A 16,605-nucleotide genomic window follows, 5' to 3' on the forward strand; every position below is an offset into this window, starting at 1 on the left:
CACCCGTGAGCCGGGGTCCGAGCGGCGAGCCCGCCAGCGGGCTGATCATCGTCAACCACAACACCAAGGGTGACCTCCTGGCCTGCCTCGAGACGGCCAAGACCGCCGGCGCGGATCACGTGGTGGTGGTCGACTGCGGCTCCACGGACGGTTCCCTCACGGCCGTCGCCCGGTCCCACCCCTGGGTCATCCGGGTGGCACTGCCGAACCTCGGCTTCGGTCGTGGGGTGAATGCCGGTGTGCGGCGACTCGACATCGAGCAGCCGAGCGACGTGATCGTGGTGGCCAACGCCGACACCCGCTTCGAGCCCGAGGCCGTGCGCGACCTGGCGACCTACCTCCGGGCCAATCCCGACGTGGGCGCGGCCGGCCCCCGCGTGGTCTTCCCCGACGGCCGCCTGCAGTTCTCGGCACGGAGCTTCCCCGACATCTCCACCGCCCTGGGCCATGCGCTGTTCGGCCTGTTGCGCCCCACCAACCGCTGGACCCGGCGCTACCGCCTGACGGACTGGGATCACGAGTCGCCCCGCGACGTCGATTGGCTCTCCGGCTGCTGCGTGGCCTTCAACGCCGCGGCCTTCGACGAGGCCGGCGGCTTCGACCCCGCCTACTTCATGTTCGTGGAGGACGTGGACCTCTGCTGGCGGCTGGGGCAACTCGGCTGGCGGGTGACGTTTGCCCCCGTGACCCAGGTCACCCACGCGATCGGTGCCTCCGTCGGCAGCCGCCGGACACGGATGGTGCTCGAGCACGCACGCAGCCTGGACCGCTTCTTCGACCGGCGCTACAGCCCGGGCCTGGCCACTCGGCTGCTCATCCGCCTCGGTCTGCTGGGCTGGGCCGTGTCGGTCATCGTGTGGTCCCGAATGCAAGGTCGGACTCATGCCCAAGCTGCGTGAGCCGATGACTAGACTGGTCCGTCTTCCCCACCTGCCCCTGACGGCTCATCTTCCCCAATGAACCTGACACTCCTCCACCACCGTGTGGCCCCGCTCCTGCGTGCGCTCGTCGTCGCCGCGCTCACTCTGGCGTTGCTGGCGCTCCCGACGGTCGCCGACGCGGCCCAGGGCTTCGGCCCGACCACGGACCTGACCGGATTCGATGACGCCGCACCGGCGCCGCCACTCGCCTCGTTCCACCAGGGCTGTTTCCCTGCCGGAGGCGCCGAGATCCCCGATCCTGAGATCCCCGAGGGCGACGCCGTGTTCGTCGGCGGCGGCTGGGGCCACGGTGCCGGCATGAGCCAGTACGGGGCGCAGGGGGCGGCCCAGCTGGGCTGCACCTCCACCCAGATCCTGGAGACCTACTTCCCGGGTGCCAGCGTCGCCTCGACCCCAGGCGACGCGGGGATCGTGATCGGGTTGTCCTCCAGCGTCCAGAGCACGACCCTGACGGCCGAGTCCGAGCCGGTCGCGTGGGAGCTGTGCCACTACGAGACCGGCGAGTGCGAGGATCTGCCAGTTGTCCAGGACACTCGCGATGTCTGGACGGTCCAGATCCTCGGGGACGCCAGCTACCGAATCACGGAGGGCGGTGAGGTCGTCTTCGAGGGCGGCGACTTCGAGCAGAACCTGCGCGCCCAGCTGTCGGGGAGCGACGACGACGATCGGCGTCTGGGTGTCTCGACCACGGGACACACCTACCGCTGGGGTGTGCTCCAACTCGACTCGGTGCAGTCCGCCACCTCCGCCGCGTTCCTGACACTGCACTTCGAGGAGATGGAGCGGTATCTCTTGGGGCTTGCCGAGGTGCCGTCGTCCTGGCCGGCTGCGGCGCTGGAGGCGCAGGCCATCTCCGGCCGGTCCTACGCACTATCGCGCATCGCCACGCAGGGTCTGCGCGACTCGTGCCGCTGCAACCTGCTCGCCACCCCGCAGGACCAGAACTACGAGGGCTACGACTACGAGTTGGCTGACGCCCGGGGAGGTGGCGCCTGGCGCGCGGGTGTCGAGGCAACGAGCGGCACCATGCTGGCCTACGAGGGGCAGCCGGCGGAGACGTTCTACTCCTCGAGCCATGGCGGGTTCAGCGAGTCGGCCCGGTTCGTCTTCGGCGGTGAGGTCCCCTACACCGCACCGGTTGACGACTCCCGTTGGGATCTGGCGAGCAGCAACCCACGCCGACGGTGGACCAGCGCGGTGAGTGCCGCAGAGCTCGGTGCCGCCGCCGGCGTCGGTGTGGCCACCGACATCGAGCTGCTGGAACCCCGCGGCGCCGGGGGCCGGGTGGGTCACCCCAGCCGGGGCTACGGCGGTGTCCAGGTGACCGGCACGGACGGGCAGGTGGTCCTGACCGGCGATGACGTCCGGCGCGCGTTCGGTCTCTTCTCGACGCTCTACGACGTGATCGACAACCTCTCTGGCGAAGCCGGGACTCCGGAGCCCGACCCACCCGGCATCCCCGATCCCGAGATCCCCGAGCCCGCCGATCCCAACGCACCGGGCTTGGTCCGGGCCGCCGGGCAGAGCCGCATCGACACCGCCGTCCAGGTGAGTCGGTTGGAGTGGGACACCGCCCCCGCGGTTGTCCTGAGCGCAGCCGACCGCTTTCCCGATGCGCTGGCCGGCGTCCGGCTGGCGGCCACGCTGGAGGCGCCCCTGCTGCTGACCGACTCGACCCAGCTCTCCTCTGCGGTGGCAGCCGAACTCGAGCGCCTCGAGACCGACACGGTCTGGTTGCTGGGCGGCTCGGCCGCGTTGTCCAGTCAGGTTCGCAGCGCCATCGAGGCCCTGGACATCCACACCCGGCGGCTGTCGGGGCCGGACCGGTTCGCGACGGCCGCAGCCATTGCCACCGCCGCGACCGTGACGTCGGAGGAGGTGACGGTCGCCCTCGGGTCCGACTGGCCCGATGCCGTGTCGGCGTCGTCTCTGGCCGCCTTGGCTGATGGCCCGCCGACCCTCCTCGTCCAGCCGGACTCGGTCCCCGAGGCCACGGTCCGCGCCATTCGTGACCTGCAGGCCGAGCGGGCCTCCATCGTGGGTGGGAGCGCCGTCATCAGCGCGGCAGTGGAGGCGGAACTCCGAGTCCTGGGGCTGGAGGTGACCCGACTGGCCGGTCCCGACCGCTTCGCCACGGCCGCTGCCGTCGCCGGCGCGGCGCTCGAGCGACGTGCGGCGGAGGAGGTTCCCGTGATCGTGGCAGCCGGGAGTGGCTTCCCCGATGCGCTCGCCGCCGGGGCCCTGGCTGGCCGAATGGGCGGCGTGCTGGTGCTGGCCCCCGCAGTCCAGCTCTCCGACGGCGCCGCCACAGGTTCGTTCATCGAGGCCAACGCCGACGTCCTCAGCGGCGGCGTCGTGGTCGGCGGGACCGGTGTGATCTCCCGGGAGGTGGAGCAGGCGCTCGAGGATCGGATCGGCGACTGACGCCGACGCTGCCCCGGCGTCGTGCCTAGAGCCGGTTCGCCCGCACCCACGCCACGGTCCGGGCCAGTCCCTCGTCCACGGGGACTTGTGCGTGCCAGTCCAGCTCCCGCTCGGCCAGCGACGTGTCCGGCCGACGGACCCTCGGGTCATCGATCGGCGCAGGCTGGTGCACGATCCTCGACGTCGAGTCGCAGGTGCGGATGATGCGCTCGGCGAGGTCGAGGATGGTCATCTCGTGTGGGTTGCCGATGTTGACCGGTGTGTCGCCGTAGTCGCTGGAGAGCAAGCGGAGCAGACCCTCGACCAGATCGTCGACGAAGCACAGCGAGCGCGTCTGCATGCCATCGCCGAACACCGTGATGTCCTCGCCACGGAGGGCCTGCCCGATGAAGGTGGGCACGGCCCGGCCGTCGTCCATCCGCATGAACGGGCCGAACGTATTGAAGATCCTCGGGACCCGGACATCCAGGCCGTGATAGCTGTGATAGGCGTAGGTGAGGGCCTCGGCGTAGCGCTTCGCCTCGTCGTAGACCCCGCGCGGACCGACGGGGTTGACGTTGCCCCAGTAGGTCTCCGGCTGCGGGTGCACCTCGGGATCGCCGTACACCTCGCTGGTCGACGCGAGCATGAACCGGGCGGTCTTGTTCCGCGCCAGCCCCAGGGCCTTGTGCGTACCCAGGCCGCCGACCTTCATCGTCTGGATCGGCATCTGCAGGTAGTCGATGGGGGAGGCGGGGGAGGCCCAGTGCAGGACGAAGTCGACCTCGCCGCCGATGTGGAGATACTCGGTGACGTCGTAGTTCATGAACCGGAACCGGCTGTGGCCGAACAGGTCGTCGATGTTCCCCGCGCGTCCCGTGGAGAGGTTGTCGAGGACGATGACGTGGGCGCCGAGCTCGATCAGCCTCCGCGAGAGGTGCGAGCCGAGGAACCCGGCACCGCCGGTGATCACCGTTGTGGAGCCGTCGAACTGCGTGAAGTCGTAACCCATCGGCGGCGAAGCGTACCGGTCAGCCTACGGGTGCCCGGACTACTCTTGGACGCGCCCGACCACCCATGCCGAGACACACCAGAGAGTTCCAGCGATGAGCAACCAGCCCCCACCTGGATGGGGAGAAGGCAGCCAGCCCGGCCAGCCGGGGTATCCGCAGCAACCGCCCTACCAGCCCCAGGGTGGCGGGTACGGCGGTCAGCCGCAGGGACCCGGTCAGTACGGACAAGGTGGGTACGGACCCGGCGGGTATGGCCCCGGCGGCCCGGGCGGACAGGGTCAGCCCCCACCTGGCTACGGCGGACAGCAGCAGCCGTACGGCGGCGGATACGGTCCTCCGCCAGGGTTCAACCAGCCGCCGAAGAAGAGCAAGGCGGGGTGGATCATCGGCGGCGTGCTCGCGCTGATCGTGCTCGGCATCATCGCTGCCGCCGTCGTCATCTTCGTGGCAGCGGACAACCCGGAGACCGTGGTGACCGCACCAGCCTCAGCCTCAGCCTCACCCTCGGCGGCCGCACCGGCCAACCCCCCTGGGACGGCCACGGACGCGCCGACGGACCCGGCCACACCCGCCCCCGCGACGCCGACGGACCCCGGGACCGACGCACCAGCGGCACCGCCGGCACCCTCGCCGGGTGCAACGGTCCCCGGTGTGGAGCAGTCGGTCTTCGAGTTGGCGGTCGGAACGTGCTTCAACAACCCCGGCACAGCCGACGAGATCGAGAACGTCGCGGAGGTCCCCTGCGAGACGCCGCACGACAACGAGGTGTTCGCCTTGGTCGACTTCCCCGGTGCCGACGGCGAACCGTTCCCCGGTCGCGAACCCATCCAGCAGTTCGCGGACGAGCAGTGCCGCGGCGCCCTGTTCAGCGACTACGTCGGCAGCGAGTACCTGGAGTCGCGCTACTTCGTGAGCCAGCTGACACCGACCGAGGGCTCGTGGGACCAGGGGGATCGTGAGATCGTCTGCATCCTGTTCTCGAGCGGCGAGCAGTTGAGTGGTTCGGTGCGCGGTGCCGGTGACTGAAGCACGGTGACGGCCCGGTGACCGAGCAGCTGTTCGAGCCCGACACCGGAGAGGCGCACAGCACCACCGAGCCGCCGGGCCAGCCACTCGCGGCCCGTCTGCGACCGCAGACCCTGGACGAGGTCGTTGGCCAGGCCCACCTGATCGGACCCGATGGGCCGGTCAGGAAGGCGCTGGAACGAGGGCGGATCCCCTCGATGATCCTGTGGGGCCCACCCGGGACCGGCAAGACGACCCTGGCCGGGGTGATCGCGGCGGAGTACGGCGCCGCCATGACCGTGCTGTCCGCCGTCACGGCCGGCGTGAAGGACGTCAGGGCGGCCGTGACGGAGGCCGGGGAGCGTCGTCGACGCGTGGGCCGCGCGACCGTGCTGTTCATCGACGAGATCCACCGGTTCAACAAGGCACAGCAGGACGCCCTGCTGCCGTCCGTCGAGGCCGGCGACGTCACCCTGATCGGGGCCACCACGGAGAACCCGAGCTTCGAGGTCAACTCCGCCCTGCTGTCCCGCAGCATCCTCTACCGGCTGGAGCCGCTTCCCGACGACGATCTACGGGTCCTCATCGAGCGGGGGCTCGACCGCCTCAACGAGCCGGTCGAGGGCGAGGCTGCCGCGGCCCTCACCATGGCGGCCGAGGCCCGGACCGCCCTGATCCACGCGGCGGACGGCGACGCGCGGGTGCTGCTCACCGGCCTGGAGGCTGCGGCCGCGCTGGTCGAGCAGGACGCCACGATCAGTGCCGAGGTCGTCACCGCGGCGCTGGCGCAACCCCACCTCCGCTACGACAAGACCGGCGACAACCACTACGACCAGGTCAGCGCGTTCATCAAGTCCATGCGGGGCTCGGACCCGGACGCCGCGCTGTACTGGCTGATCCGCATGTTGACCCAGGGGGAGGACCCGCGGTTCCTGGCTCGTCGCATGGTGATCCTGGCATCGGAGGACGTGGGCCTCGCCGATCCCCAAGCGCTCAACGTGGCCGTCAACGCCTTCGACGCCCTGGACCGGGTGGGCCTGCCCGAAGCCCGATTCGCCCTGGCGGAGGCCTGCCTCTACCTCTCCCTCACCCCGAAGTCCAACTCCGTCACCACGGCACTGGCGGCCGCCGATGAGGCCGTGGCACGTCTCGGCAACGCCCCGGTGCCGCCAGCACTGCGGGACGCCCACTACAAGGGCGCGAGGAAGCTCGGGCACGGGGTCGGCTACCGCTATCCCCACAACGATCCCAGCGGCTGGGTCGAGCAGCAGTACGGCCCGGATCGCCTCGGTCGCCTCTACTCGCCCGGCGAGCACGGGCACGAGCCCCGGATCAACGCGTGGCGCGACTCGCGACGCGACGATCCCGACACCTACCATCCTGGTCATGGCAGAGACCACGACGCCTGAGCCGACCACCGTGATCGTCAGCGGATACTTCAATCCGCTCCACATCGGCCACCTCCGCTACCTGCAGGCCGGTGCGGCTGCTGGCGACAGGTTGATCGTGATCGTCAACAACGACCTCCAGCAGCAGTTGAAGAAGGGCAGGGTCATCATGTCCGCCGAGGACCGCCGGGAGATCGTCGCGGCTCTCGGCATGGTCGATGAGGCGGTGATCGCGATCGACCAGGACCCGACGGTCGTGGCGACGATCGAGTCCATCGCCCAACGCGAGACCGGTGCCCGCCTGGTGTTCGGCAACGGTGGCGACCGGGACTCGGCTGCGGAGGTGCCCGAGCAGACGGTCTGTGACCGCTACAGCATCGAGATGGTCTTCGACATGGGCGGGACGGAGAAGGCGGACTCCTCGACCCGGATCAACGCCGCGATGGCCTCGGAGTAGTCGGCTACAGCGGTGTCGCTGCGAGCCCGGTTGCCGGGGCAGCGGCGCGGGGCGCTGCGGGACAACCGCCTTCGACGTAGCTGCGAACGTTGTCGCCGAAGGCGGGCGGCAGCAGGTCGGTGTCGCCGACCATCACGAACTCCTCGACGTCCTCGATGAACCGCAGGCCGTCGGTTGCGCGACACAGGCCGTCCTCGACCCGTGGGGTGATCGTCCCGTCGGTGGTGACGATGAAGACCGCGCCCCCGAAGCGCCCCGAGACCGTCGAGGCGGCCAGGACGTGGGCGAAGTTGTTGCTCTCGAGGTCCCCGGCCAGCGAGACGCCGACGGCGTACTGCTGCGGGTTGTCAGGGACGAGGGAGGTCTGCGAGCCGAACCGACGAACCATGTCCCGGTTGAACTGGGCCACGGAGGCTCCGGTCTCCAGGCGCTCGGCCCCACCCCAACGGCACAGGAAGTTGCCCTCACCGCAGAACTCCTGCCAGGGGTCGCTGTCGAGGTCGACACCCGGTCGGCCCTGGCCGTAGCCTCCGGCGGTCACGTGGTCACGGATGGCCGCGCCGACGTTGCCGGAGATCACCGCGTCACCCCCGATGGCGTGGATGTAGTCGGGCCGCAACTCGTCGAGCGCGGCCAGCGTGTCCGGGTGGACCGGCGGCTCGACGTCGACCAGCAGGATCGGTGTACCCCAGAAGGCCCCGACTGATCCAGCCACCACCGCGTCGGGCCAGTTCGAGCGGGTGGCCAGGAAGACCATGTTGGTGTCGATGAAGTCGGTCGTGGCGGCGAACTCGGCGACCTTGGCGTCGACCTCCTGGGAGACCAGTCGGGCCGTCTGCTCTCGACCCACCCCCGCGAAGCGGACCACCTCATAGCCCATGGCCGTCAGCGTCCCGTCCAGACCGCCGTCGAGAGCCGCAATCCCACCCATCAGGTAGACCGTCCGGCCGCGAGGGACGGTGCGAATGAGTTCCTGCCGTGTGGCAGGTGCCAGTGCCCCCGGGTCGGTACCGGGCGGTGCCGACGTCGGCGAGTAGGTGAACAGCAGCGGACCCTGGCCGAACGCCAACGAGGAGCCGGTCAGTGCGTCGGCGAAGTCGTCGTCCCGCGCGATGACGGCGTAGTCACCCTGGTAGGGATCGATGGCTGGGGTGACCGGCTCGTCGAACACGAACTGGGATGTCGCAACGGCTTGGGAGATCGGCTCGGTCCCGCCGACGCCGCAGGCCAAGCGCCTGACCGTCAGCTCGTTGCGGGTCGAGGCCGTGGCGTTCTGACACAGCGGCGGCGACTCGGGCTCATCCGGCAGAGGGAGGGTGAGCTCACCGTCGCCCAGCTCATCGACTGCGACGGCGCCGGCCCCGGGTTGGTAGGCCATCGTCGCGGTCATGCGAAGCTCGGGGACCTGATCGACGCATGTCCGCGGGAAGCGGGCTGCGATGATCCCACCGCCGGTGAACGTCTCGGGGTCGCACACCTCCGTGCCCGTCGCCGGGTTCATGAGGTCCGCCTCCAGGACGCCACCGTCGAGGTAGATCTCGAGCGTCCGCTCGATGGTCGGCTCACCGTCCAGGTCGAAGCCGACGGTCGCTCGCGTCGCCGAGCTCGCCCAGTTGGGGTCGGTCTCGGGCTCCAGATCGCCGACCGCGTCGAGGACGACGACGAGGTTCGGCTCGCTCGGCGCATCGTTGTAGGCCACGACGAGCTCGATGAGATCTGCTTCCGGGACGGAGACATCTCCGGCCGGGTCGGTGTACTCACCCGTTGCCTGGAAGGTTGACGCGCCGGGAACGGGCCAGTCATCGGCTGCTGCGCCTGCAGGGGACGGTCGGGCCAGGGCCAGCAGCCCGGCCACGAGGACCGCTGCGGTCAGAACGAGGACCAACGTTGGCTGACGTCGATGCCGTCGGTCGGCGAACTGCGGTCCCATGACTACCCCTACTCATGACGATTGACGATCTGCGGTGGTGAAACTCTATCGCCGCCCAGGCCCGCAGTAGCCTGTGGGCCGAGTATGAGACGAGAGGGTAAGAACTCACGTGGCTGAGGAGCCCGGCCGCCCCGTGGATCCGGACTGGGCGCGCTTCGCCATGCCGGACGAGTTCACCGATGCCACCCGCATCGGTCGGGGCGGGTTCGGCTACGTCTTCCGGGCGCGCGAGACGTCCCTCAGTCGAACCGTTGCGATCAAGATCCTGACGCAGCCGTCGGTCGACCAGCGAACCGACAATCGGTTCACCAGCGAACTGCAGGCCATGGGGACCCTGGCCGGGCACCCGCACATCGTCACGGTCTACACGTGGGGCAAGACCGTCTCCAAGCACCCCTACATCGTGATGGGGTACATGAGCGGGGGCTCGCTGAAGGATCAGATGCAGCGACGGGGGGCCGTGCCCTGGGAGGAGGCGACCGCAGCCATCATCAAGGTGGCCGGCGCCCTCGAGACGGCGCATCGCTCCGGCATCCTCCATCGCGACGTCAAGCCGGAGAACATCCTGCTGGACGGGTTCGGCGAGCCGGCGCTGGGTGACTTCGGCATCGCCCGCATCACCGGTGGGACCGAGACGGCGACCGGGTCCATCACCGGCTCACTCAGCCACGTCGCTCCGGAGGTGCTGGAGGGCCGGCGACCGTCACCCGCCTCGGACACCTACTCGCTGGCCTCGACGCTCTACGCCCTCGTCGCCGGTCAACCGGCCTTCGCGGGCGAGGAGGACGAGACCCTCACCCCGATGTTGGCGCGGATCCTGTTGAACCCGGTCCCGCCGATCACGGATCAGGACGTCCCCGACGAGGTGATGCAGGTCATCCTGACCGGTCTGGCCAAGCAGCCGCAGGACCGCCAGGCCTCCATCGAGGAGTTCGGTCGGCAACTCCAGGAGGCTCAGACGGAGAACGGTCTGGCGGCCACGTCGATGCTCGTGCGCGGCGACTCCGAACTGGATCTGCCGCACGGTGGATCGACCGGTGAGGTGTCGGACACGGCGCTCGGGATCGGAGTCCAGGAGCTTCCCACGATCGACCGGGAGCCGCCGCCAGCAGCCCCGAGCGACCCCTCTGCCACTCCTGATGCGGCCGGCTCCACCAGCGAGGAGGGGACGGACGACCCGGCACCGGTCGCAGCCGCGGCACCGGCTTCGGGCGATTCGACCCGAGCTGCCACCCAAGGCACCACCCCACCCTCGCTCGACACCCGCATCGTCCCGCCGGCACCGATACCGCCGCCGGAGCGGAAGGACCGGTCGCGAGGCCGTGGTCTGCTGATCGGGCTGCTGGTCGGTGCGGTCCTGCTCGTCGGGGCAGTCGTTGGCGCCATGACCTTGACCGGCGGCGATGCCCAGCCGACGGAGACCCCGTCTGGATCGGGAACCCCAACCGCTCCGTCGGAGTCGGAGTCCGAGACCGAGCCGACGGAGTCCGAGACCGAGGCCGAGCCGACGGAGACCGAGCCCACCGAGACGGAGGAGCCGGACAAGGAGGAGGGCCCGGGCATCGATGTCCCGACCCCGACGCCGACCCCCACGCCCACCACGGAAGAGCCCACACCCACGGCCCAGGCGACACAGCCGCAAGCTGCGAATCCGCCGCCTCCACCGCCTCCTCCACCTCCACCCCCGCCCCCACCACCGCCCCCACCTCCTCCGCCCCCCCCACCGCCCCCACCTCCACCTCCACCTCCGCCTCCACCCCCGCCTCCACCTCCACCACCGCCTCCGCCCCCACCGCCTCCGCCCCCACCACCCCCGCCACCGGGGCCCACCACCGCGCCGTTCTGATGAGCGGTCCGGTGGTGTTGGGGCGCCGGAGGATCCGTGTGTGGACAGCCCTCGTCGGTGCCGTGCTGGGACTGCTCGTGCTGGGACTGCCAACACCTGCGGCGGCGCACACCGCCCTCCTCGGATCCTCACCGTCGACCGGTGAGGAGCTTGCGTACTCCCCACAGGAGGTGGTGCTGCAGTTCGCTGCACCGGTGGCGACGTCCACCATGCAGGCGAGCCTTCGTAACGCCGCGGGGCAGGAATTCACCCTCGAACTGCTCACGGAGCAGCCCACGACGGAGGCGGTCATCTACGAGGTGTCCCGTCTGCCTCATGACCTGTACGGGCTGGCCTGGGAATCCGTCGGCGACGACGGGCACCGCGTCAGCGGGGAGGTGGTGTTCGGCGTCGGGACGGACGTGACCGCCACCGCCGGGTTCGCCCGCAGCACGGCCCCGCTGGACCGCACCCTGGATCTGATCGCCGTGGCCTCGCGGGTTGCCTGGTACCTCGGCTTGGCACTCCTCGCAGGGGTCGTCGTCCTGGCCCGAACTCGTGCACCACTGGTGGCCGCGCTGGCGGCACGCCGGCTGGATGCCGCGCTGCTGCTGGTCGCGCTCGCTGCCCTGCTTCGTGGTGTGGTCGGGGTCGCGACCTTCGTCGCCGCCGGTGGCGGACTGGCAGAAGCGGTGCTCAGCCGGCCGCTGCTGCTGTGGGTCGCGACGGCGCTCGGTGCGGTCGTGGTCCGGCACCGCGGCCGTGGTCGGCCGCCACCTGTCGCAGCCGGTCAGAGACCACGCGCTGGCGGCTGGCTGACCTCACCCCTGGTCCTCCTCGCGACGGGGCTGGTCATCCTCGGGACTCTGGCTGGGCACGCACCGACACGCCCCGATCCCGCCGTCGCCGTGCTCTTCGGCGCCGTGCACCTGGCGGCGGCAGCCGTCTGGATCGGGCCGCTCGGCCTGCTGGTGATGCTCCGACGCACGCCGGCCTGGGCAGCGCTGGGTGAGGATGCCCGCCGCAGCGAGGTTCAGGCGGCGGTCGCCAGGATCGTGCCCGCGGCCGGCTGGTCGTTCGCTGCTGTCGCAACGTCCGGTGGGCTGTTGGCCCTGCGAGCGTGGGACGGCATCAGCCTGAGCGGCGGCTTCGGCCTCACCCTGGCCCTCAAGGCGGCCGTCGTCGTCGCAGTGATCGTGCCGCTCGCCATCGTCCACCACCGCACCCGGGCGGGATGGCCGCGGATCCCACGCACCGCTGCCGTCGAGGTGGCCGCCCTCGCCGGCGTCATGATCCTCGGCGGGGTGCTGGTCGGTCAGGATCCCGGCTGGGGGGCAGCCAGCGGGCAGGCCGGCATCTCGGTTGCGCAGGTGCTCGGCGGTGCAGTCGACGAGCCCGAGGACTGCGCCCAGCTGGAGGTCGGTCGGGCGGCGTGCTACCGCAGCGCCCTGGAGAACGTGCTGGTGGCCGAGGGCCCGCAGTCGGCCATCGACATCATCCGGGATCTGGCAGTCACCAACCCCTACGTCACGGCGAACTGTCATCAGGTCGCCCACGACCTCGGCAACGACGCAGCCGAACAGCTGCCCGACCTTGCTGTGGGTCTCGGGGTGCAGGACGTGACCTGCTGGTCGGGCTACATCCACGGCTACGTGGAGGCAGCCCTTGCCCGCACCAGCAGTGGCGACCTGGCGACGGAGCTGCCGACCTTCTGCGACGGCGCCGCGACGACGCCCTACAACCTGACCCACTACAACTGCGTCCACGGGCTCGGGCACGGCGTCATGCTGACCGTCGACGGCGACCTCTTCGAGTCGCTCGAGCTGTGTGCCGAGGCCCGCGACAACTGGTCGGTGCAGTCCTGCGCCTCAGGTGTGTTCATGGAGAACGTCGTCGCCGCCCAGCAGGGCCTGGACGCCGAGCTGGACGACGATGACCTGCTCTACCCCTGCACGGCGGTCGACCAGACCTTCGTGGACAGCTGCTTCCTGATGCAGACCTCACACGTGCTCTGGGCGCTGGAGGATGACATCGAGGCGGCGTTCGGCTGGTGCGACAGCGCCGAGCCGGAGGTGCAGTCGACCTGCTACCGCTCGATGGGTCGGGACCTGTCCAGCCGGGCGTTGCTGGACGGGCCGGAGACCGCCCGGCTGTGCGGCCTTGGTGACCCGGCGCTGGAGCGGTGGTGCATCCACGGGGCCGCCACGAACGCCGTCTACGACCAGATCGCGGCCGGGGCGGCCGACCCGATCTGCGAGGCCGTCGATCCAGCGCTGGAAGCCGCCTGTCGTGAGGGGCAGGCGGACGCCGCAGCGGTTGTGGCCGCCGGGTGAGGCTTCCGGAAGAGCATGCTGGAGGCCATGTCCACGCCACCGCTCCGCCTGCGCTTACCGATCGTCACCGACGAGGAGCAGGTCCGAGCCGCTGAGTCGGAGTTCGCCGGTTCGGGCTTCATCTTCGCGTTGGGTCTCCAGCCCGACGATCCCTTCGACGAGTGGGTCGAGCGGGTGCGGGCCCACGAGCGCGGCGAGCAGTTGCCTGATTCCTGGGTGCCCTCATCGTTCCTGCTCGGCGTGATCGACGGCGCTGACGGCGACGTGGTCGTTGGTCGAACGTCCATCCGGTACGAGCTGAACGACTTCCTGGTCCACGAGGGCGGTCATGTCGGGTACGGCGTCCGCCCGCAGCACCGGCACCAGGGGTTCGCCACCGCGATGCTCCGTCTGTCGCTGGCCCGCCTCGAGGAGCGGGGGATCACGCGAGTCCTGGTGACCTGCGACGACGACAACCTCGGGTCCGCAGCCGTGATCGAGGCGTGTGGCGGCGTCCTGGAGGACAGACGCCACCGGTCCGACGACACCATCGTGGTGCGCCGCTACTGGATCGGGTGAGCGGCCGGTGTCGCCCGGTGACCGAGGTCGCGACCACCGATCAGATCCAGGACTCCTCCGCGGCCGTCGCCTCGTCACCGGTGTTCGGAGTGTCGGCCGGCTCGACGATCGCGATCAGCGCCTCCTCGGACGCGATCGGTCGGTGCCTGACGCCGCGCGGGACCACGTAGAGGTCGCCTGCGGCCAGGTGTGCGGGCTCACGGCCGTCGACCTCGATCACCAGCTCGCCGCCCAGGCACATGAAGACCTCGTCGGTGTCGTCGTGGGTGTGCCACTCGAATGTCCCCTCGACCTTGACCAGTTTGACGTGGTTGCCGTTGAACTCGGCCACGATCTTCGGGGACCAGTGGTCGTCGATGAGGGCGTACTTGGCGGACAGGCTGACGGGAACATCGGGGGCGGCCATGGGCACCAGCGTAGGGACACCTCGGAGAAGCCGTCAGCGCACGCCGCGCGTCCGCGCCGACACGATCGCCGCCCGCCATGCCTCTTCGGTCCGTTCGACGGCCGAGCCGGGGGAGAGGACCCGGCGGACCCGGTTGCCGGCCCTGAGGACGGCGGGAAGGTCGGGGTCCTCCAGCGCCTCCACCAGGCGGGCTCGCAAGGTCCCGATGTCACCCGGACGGACCAAGAGCCCGCGCTCCAGCAGGTCCCGAACGCCGCCAGAGTCGGTCGCGACCAGTGGCCGCCCGAGCATCGCGGCCTCGGCCGCGACCAAGCCGAAGCCCTCGCCATGTGACGGTTGGACGACGACGTCCGCGGCCGTGTACTCGTCGACCACCTCGGCGGGGGTGACAGAGCCCGGTAGCTCCAACGCCACGTCGAGGTCAGCGGCCAACCGTCTGAGCCGGGTTGCATCGGGTCCCTCGCCGACGATGCGGACGCGCACCTCGCGATCCAAGCCCGCCGCGGCGCTGATCAGGTCCGCAAAGCCCTTCTCGGGGACCAGGCGGCCGACGGCCAGGATGACGGGCACGTCCAGCGACACGACGTGCTCTGACGGGACCAGCCGCTCGGTGTCAACCGGCATCGGGTTCAAGCCGTCAACCACGACCCCGATGGCACCAGCCGCCCGCTCGGCCAACGAGGTCGAGACCACCTCGATCCGATCCACGCCGTCCAGCGCCCACCGGGCCAGCGGCGCCAGCCAGGGACGAGACTCGATGACCCCCACGTCTGTCCCGTGCAGGTGCACCACGGTCGGGAGGCGGACCCCGGCCAGGCGGGTGATGACGGCCCCCGGCATCCACCAGTGCACGTGCAGCACATCGGGTTGCCAGCGCCGGACCGCGCGTCGGAGGCTGGCAGCCAGCTCCGTCACGAAGGCCCCGAGCAGGGGTGGCCCGAACGGGGGACGGGTTGCGATGCGGTGCATCTCGCCGCGGTAGGCCAACGTCTCGTGTGCCTCGTCGGCATACCGCACCCTGCGGACCGGCACACCCCCGACCATCCCGACCTCCGTCAACCCGACGTCGTGCGGCGCGATCACCCGCACGTCGTGGCCGGCCTGCCGGAGCGCCTGGGCCCAGGTCAGCAGGAATGCCGCGGACGGGTCTCCGTCGTAGCGGGGGAAGACGTGGGTCAGGACCAGCGCTCGTACAGCTCGACCGACGTCGGAGGGGTCCGTGGCCGATGGCGGCTGCCTGTCCTGCGGTTCGGTCACGTCGCCCGCGTCGCCTCCTCACCCGGTAGGGTCGACTCGATGGACGGACGCCCGTCCACCCGCCGCGAGTCATGATTCCTATGTTGGGTCGAGGAGCCTGATCCTCGGTCTGCCTCGTCGACGCGCTCGACACCGAGGCTGCGTCGCACCCGGAACGGTTGCTGATGTCGGGCAGCCGTGTGTCGCAGCACGTCCCCGATGAATCCGGTGCCGATCAGCTGCACACCGACCAACAGCAGCAGGATGCCGAACAGCAGCAGCGGTCGGGTGCCGATGCCCTCGTCGAGGACCAGCCGCAGGTAGCTGAGATATCCCAGGATGAGGACGCCCAGGATCGAGAACACCGCGCCCACCCCGCCGAACAGGTAGAGCGGGCGATCGGCGAACCGCGTCAGGAAGAGCACGGTCAGCAGGTCCAGCATGGTCTTCGGGAACCGGGTCAGGCTGAGGAACTTCGATGTCCCCGCTTCGCGTGGTCGGTGTTCCACGGGTACCTCGTCGACCCGGAACCCGAGGTCGTAGGCGAGCACCGGCACGAAGCGGTGGAACTCGCCGTACAGCGGTAGCTCCTCGACGACCTCGCGGCGCATCAGCTTGAAGCCGGTGTTGAAGTCGTGCAGGTCGAGGCCCGTCACCAGTCGGGTGACCGCGTTGTACATCTGACTGGTCCGTCGCTTCACCGAACGATCGATCCGGTGGGCCCGCCAGCCGCCGACGAGGTCGACGTCGCGCTCGATCAGGGTGTCGACGAGGGTCCCGATCTCGCCAGGAACGTCCTGCCCGTCGGCATCCAGCGTCACGATGAGATCGCCGGTCGCCGCCTCGAACCCGGCCGCGAGTGCGCCGGACTTCCCGAAGTTGCGGCGCAGGACCACAACGCGGACTCGCGCAGGATCGACCTGCTGGAACTCCTCGAGCAGTCCGGTGGACCCATCCGTGGAGCCGTCGTCGACGTAGATGATCTCCCGCTCCGGCAGACGCGTCAGGTCATCGAGCGCAGCGCACAGCGATGCATGGAACGCGGGCAGCGACTCGACCTCGTCGTACACCGGCACCACGCAGGACAGGCTGCTGGGCGTACTCATCTGC

General features: G+C 70.2%; 13 protein-coding genes. 8 read left to right on the top strand and 5 right to left on the bottom strand.

Translation table 11 applies throughout. The annotated features are described in order from the left end of the window. The first annotated feature begins 5 nt into the window (after positions 1–5). A complete protein-coding gene (locus C1746_RS09740; protein WP_116714409.1) occupies positions 6–899 on the top strand; it encodes a glycosyltransferase family 2 protein in 894 nt (297 codons plus the stop codon). Positions 900–956: 57 nt separating this feature from the next. Then, positions 957–3,365, top strand: coding sequence for a cell wall-binding repeat-containing protein (locus C1746_RS09745; RefSeq protein ID WP_116714410.1), 2,409 nt, complete (start codon positions 957–959; stop codon positions 3,363–3,365). A gap of 25 nt (positions 3,366–3,390) precedes the next feature. Here the strand turns inward: C1746_RS09745 and C1746_RS09750 are convergent, their stop codons facing one another. Next, positions 3,391–4,356 carry a UDP-glucuronic acid decarboxylase family protein gene (locus tag C1746_RS09750; RefSeq protein ID WP_116714411.1) on the bottom strand — a complete coding sequence of 322 codons (966 nt, stop codon included), beginning with the start codon at positions 4,354–4,356 and terminating at the stop codon, positions 3,391–3,393. A 94-nt stretch (positions 4,357–4,450) separates the two neighbouring features. Here C1746_RS09750 and C1746_RS09755 point away from each other — a divergent pair, with 94 nt between their 5' ends. The 3 genes from C1746_RS09755 to C1746_RS09765 are packed head-to-tail and all read left to right on the top strand — an operon-like array spanning position 4,451 to position 7,207. Then, entirely contained in the window at positions 4,451–5,383 is a 933-nt protein-coding gene (locus tag C1746_RS09755) for a septum formation family protein (RefSeq protein WP_162867580.1), read from the top strand. Between the two features lie 17 nt (positions 5,384–5,400). Continuing rightward, the gene (locus C1746_RS09760) at positions 5,401–6,771 is read left to right on the top strand and encodes a replication-associated recombination protein A (RefSeq protein WP_205711795.1); all 1,371 of its coding nucleotides are present in this window, start codon (positions 5,401–5,403) and stop codon (positions 6,769–6,771) included. Further along, complete coding sequence (locus C1746_RS09765) at positions 6,749–7,207, top strand: adenylyltransferase/cytidyltransferase family protein (RefSeq protein ID WP_116714412.1); 459 nt, start codon at positions 6,749–6,751, stop codon at positions 7,205–7,207. The genes C1746_RS09760 and C1746_RS09765 overlap by 23 nt, the downstream gene beginning before the upstream one ends. 4 nt (positions 7,208–7,211) lie before the next feature. On the opposite strand, the gene C1746_RS09770 is transcribed toward C1746_RS09765, so the two are convergent. Further along, complete coding sequence (locus C1746_RS09770; protein WP_116714413.1) at positions 7,212–9,137, bottom strand: cell wall-binding repeat-containing protein; 1,926 nt, start codon at positions 9,135–9,137, stop codon at positions 7,212–7,214. A 109-nt stretch (positions 9,138–9,246) separates the two neighbouring features. Here C1746_RS09770 and C1746_RS09775 point away from each other — a divergent pair, with 109 nt between their 5' ends. From C1746_RS09775 to C1746_RS09785, 3 genes are read left to right on the top strand one after another with little or no spacing between them, the layout of a single operon-like run. Continuing rightward, complete coding sequence (locus C1746_RS09775; RefSeq protein WP_116714414.1) at positions 9,247–10,983, top strand: serine/threonine-protein kinase; 1,737 nt, start codon at positions 9,247–9,249, stop codon at positions 10,981–10,983. Positions 10,984–11,021: 38 nt separating this feature from the next. Next, the gene (locus tag C1746_RS09780) at positions 11,022–13,295 is read left to right on the top strand and encodes a copper resistance CopC/CopD family protein (protein ID WP_162867581.1); all 2,274 of its coding nucleotides are present in this window, start codon (positions 11,022–11,024) and stop codon (positions 13,293–13,295) included. Positions 13,296–13,322: 27 nt separating this feature from the next. Next, a complete protein-coding gene (locus C1746_RS09785; RefSeq protein ID WP_116715656.1) occupies positions 13,323–13,853 on the top strand; it encodes a GNAT family N-acetyltransferase in 531 nt (176 codons plus the stop codon). 40 nt (positions 13,854–13,893) lie between these two features. Here the strand turns inward: C1746_RS09785 and C1746_RS09790 are convergent, their stop codons facing one another. The 3 genes from C1746_RS09790 to C1746_RS09800 are packed head-to-tail and all read right to left on the bottom strand — an operon-like array spanning position 13,894 to position 16,601. Continuing rightward, entirely contained in the window at positions 13,894–14,259 is a 366-nt protein-coding gene (locus C1746_RS09790; protein ID WP_116714416.1) for a cupin domain-containing protein, read from the bottom strand. Positions 14,260–14,292: 33 nt separating this feature from the next. After that, a complete protein-coding gene (locus tag C1746_RS09795) occupies positions 14,293–15,516 on the bottom strand; it encodes a glycosyltransferase (protein WP_116714417.1) in 1,224 nt (407 codons plus the stop codon). After that, complete coding sequence (locus C1746_RS09800; RefSeq protein WP_162867582.1) at positions 15,513–16,601, bottom strand: glycosyltransferase family 2 protein; 1,089 nt, start codon at positions 16,599–16,601, stop codon at positions 15,513–15,515. Before C1746_RS09800 ends, C1746_RS09795 begins: the two co-directional genes overlap by 4 nt. Between the last annotated feature and the right edge of the window lie 4 nt (positions 16,602–16,605).

The sequence above is a fragment of the Euzebya tangerina genome (assembly GCF_003074135.1).
Lineage (GTDB): Bacteria > Actinomycetota > Nitriliruptoria > Euzebyales > Euzebyaceae > Euzebya > Euzebya tangerina.

Excerpts from the sequence above, each read along its gene's own strand:
- C1746_RS09770 (WP_116714413.1), bottom strand. The coding sequence starts at position 9,137 with ATGGGACCGCAGTTCGCCGACCGACGGCATCGACGTCAGCCAACGTTG.
- C1746_RS09765 (WP_116714412.1), top strand. The coding sequence starts at position 6,749 with ATGGCAGAGACCACGACGCCTGAGCCGACCACCGTGATCGTCAGCGGA.
- C1746_RS09745 (WP_116714410.1), top strand. The coding sequence starts at position 957 with ATGAACCTGACACTCCTCCACCACCGTGTGGCCCCGCTCCTGCGTGCG.
- C1746_RS09790 (WP_116714416.1), bottom strand. The coding sequence starts at position 14,259 with ATGGCCGCCCCCGATGTTCCCGTCAGCCTGTCCGCCAAGTACGCCCTC.
- C1746_RS09750 (WP_116714411.1), bottom strand. The coding sequence starts at position 4,356 with ATGGGTTACGACTTCACGCAGTTCGACGGCTCCACAACGGTGATCACC.
- C1746_RS09755 (WP_162867580.1), top strand. The coding sequence starts at position 4,451 with ATGAGCAACCAGCCCCCACCTGGATGGGGAGAAGGCAGCCAGCCCGGC.
- C1746_RS09800 (WP_162867582.1), bottom strand. The coding sequence starts at position 16,601 with ATGAGTACGCCCAGCAGCCTGTCCTGCGTGGTGCCGGTGTACGACGAG.
- C1746_RS09785 (WP_116715656.1), top strand. The coding sequence starts at position 13,323 with ATGTCCACGCCACCGCTCCGCCTGCGCTTACCGATCGTCACCGACGAG.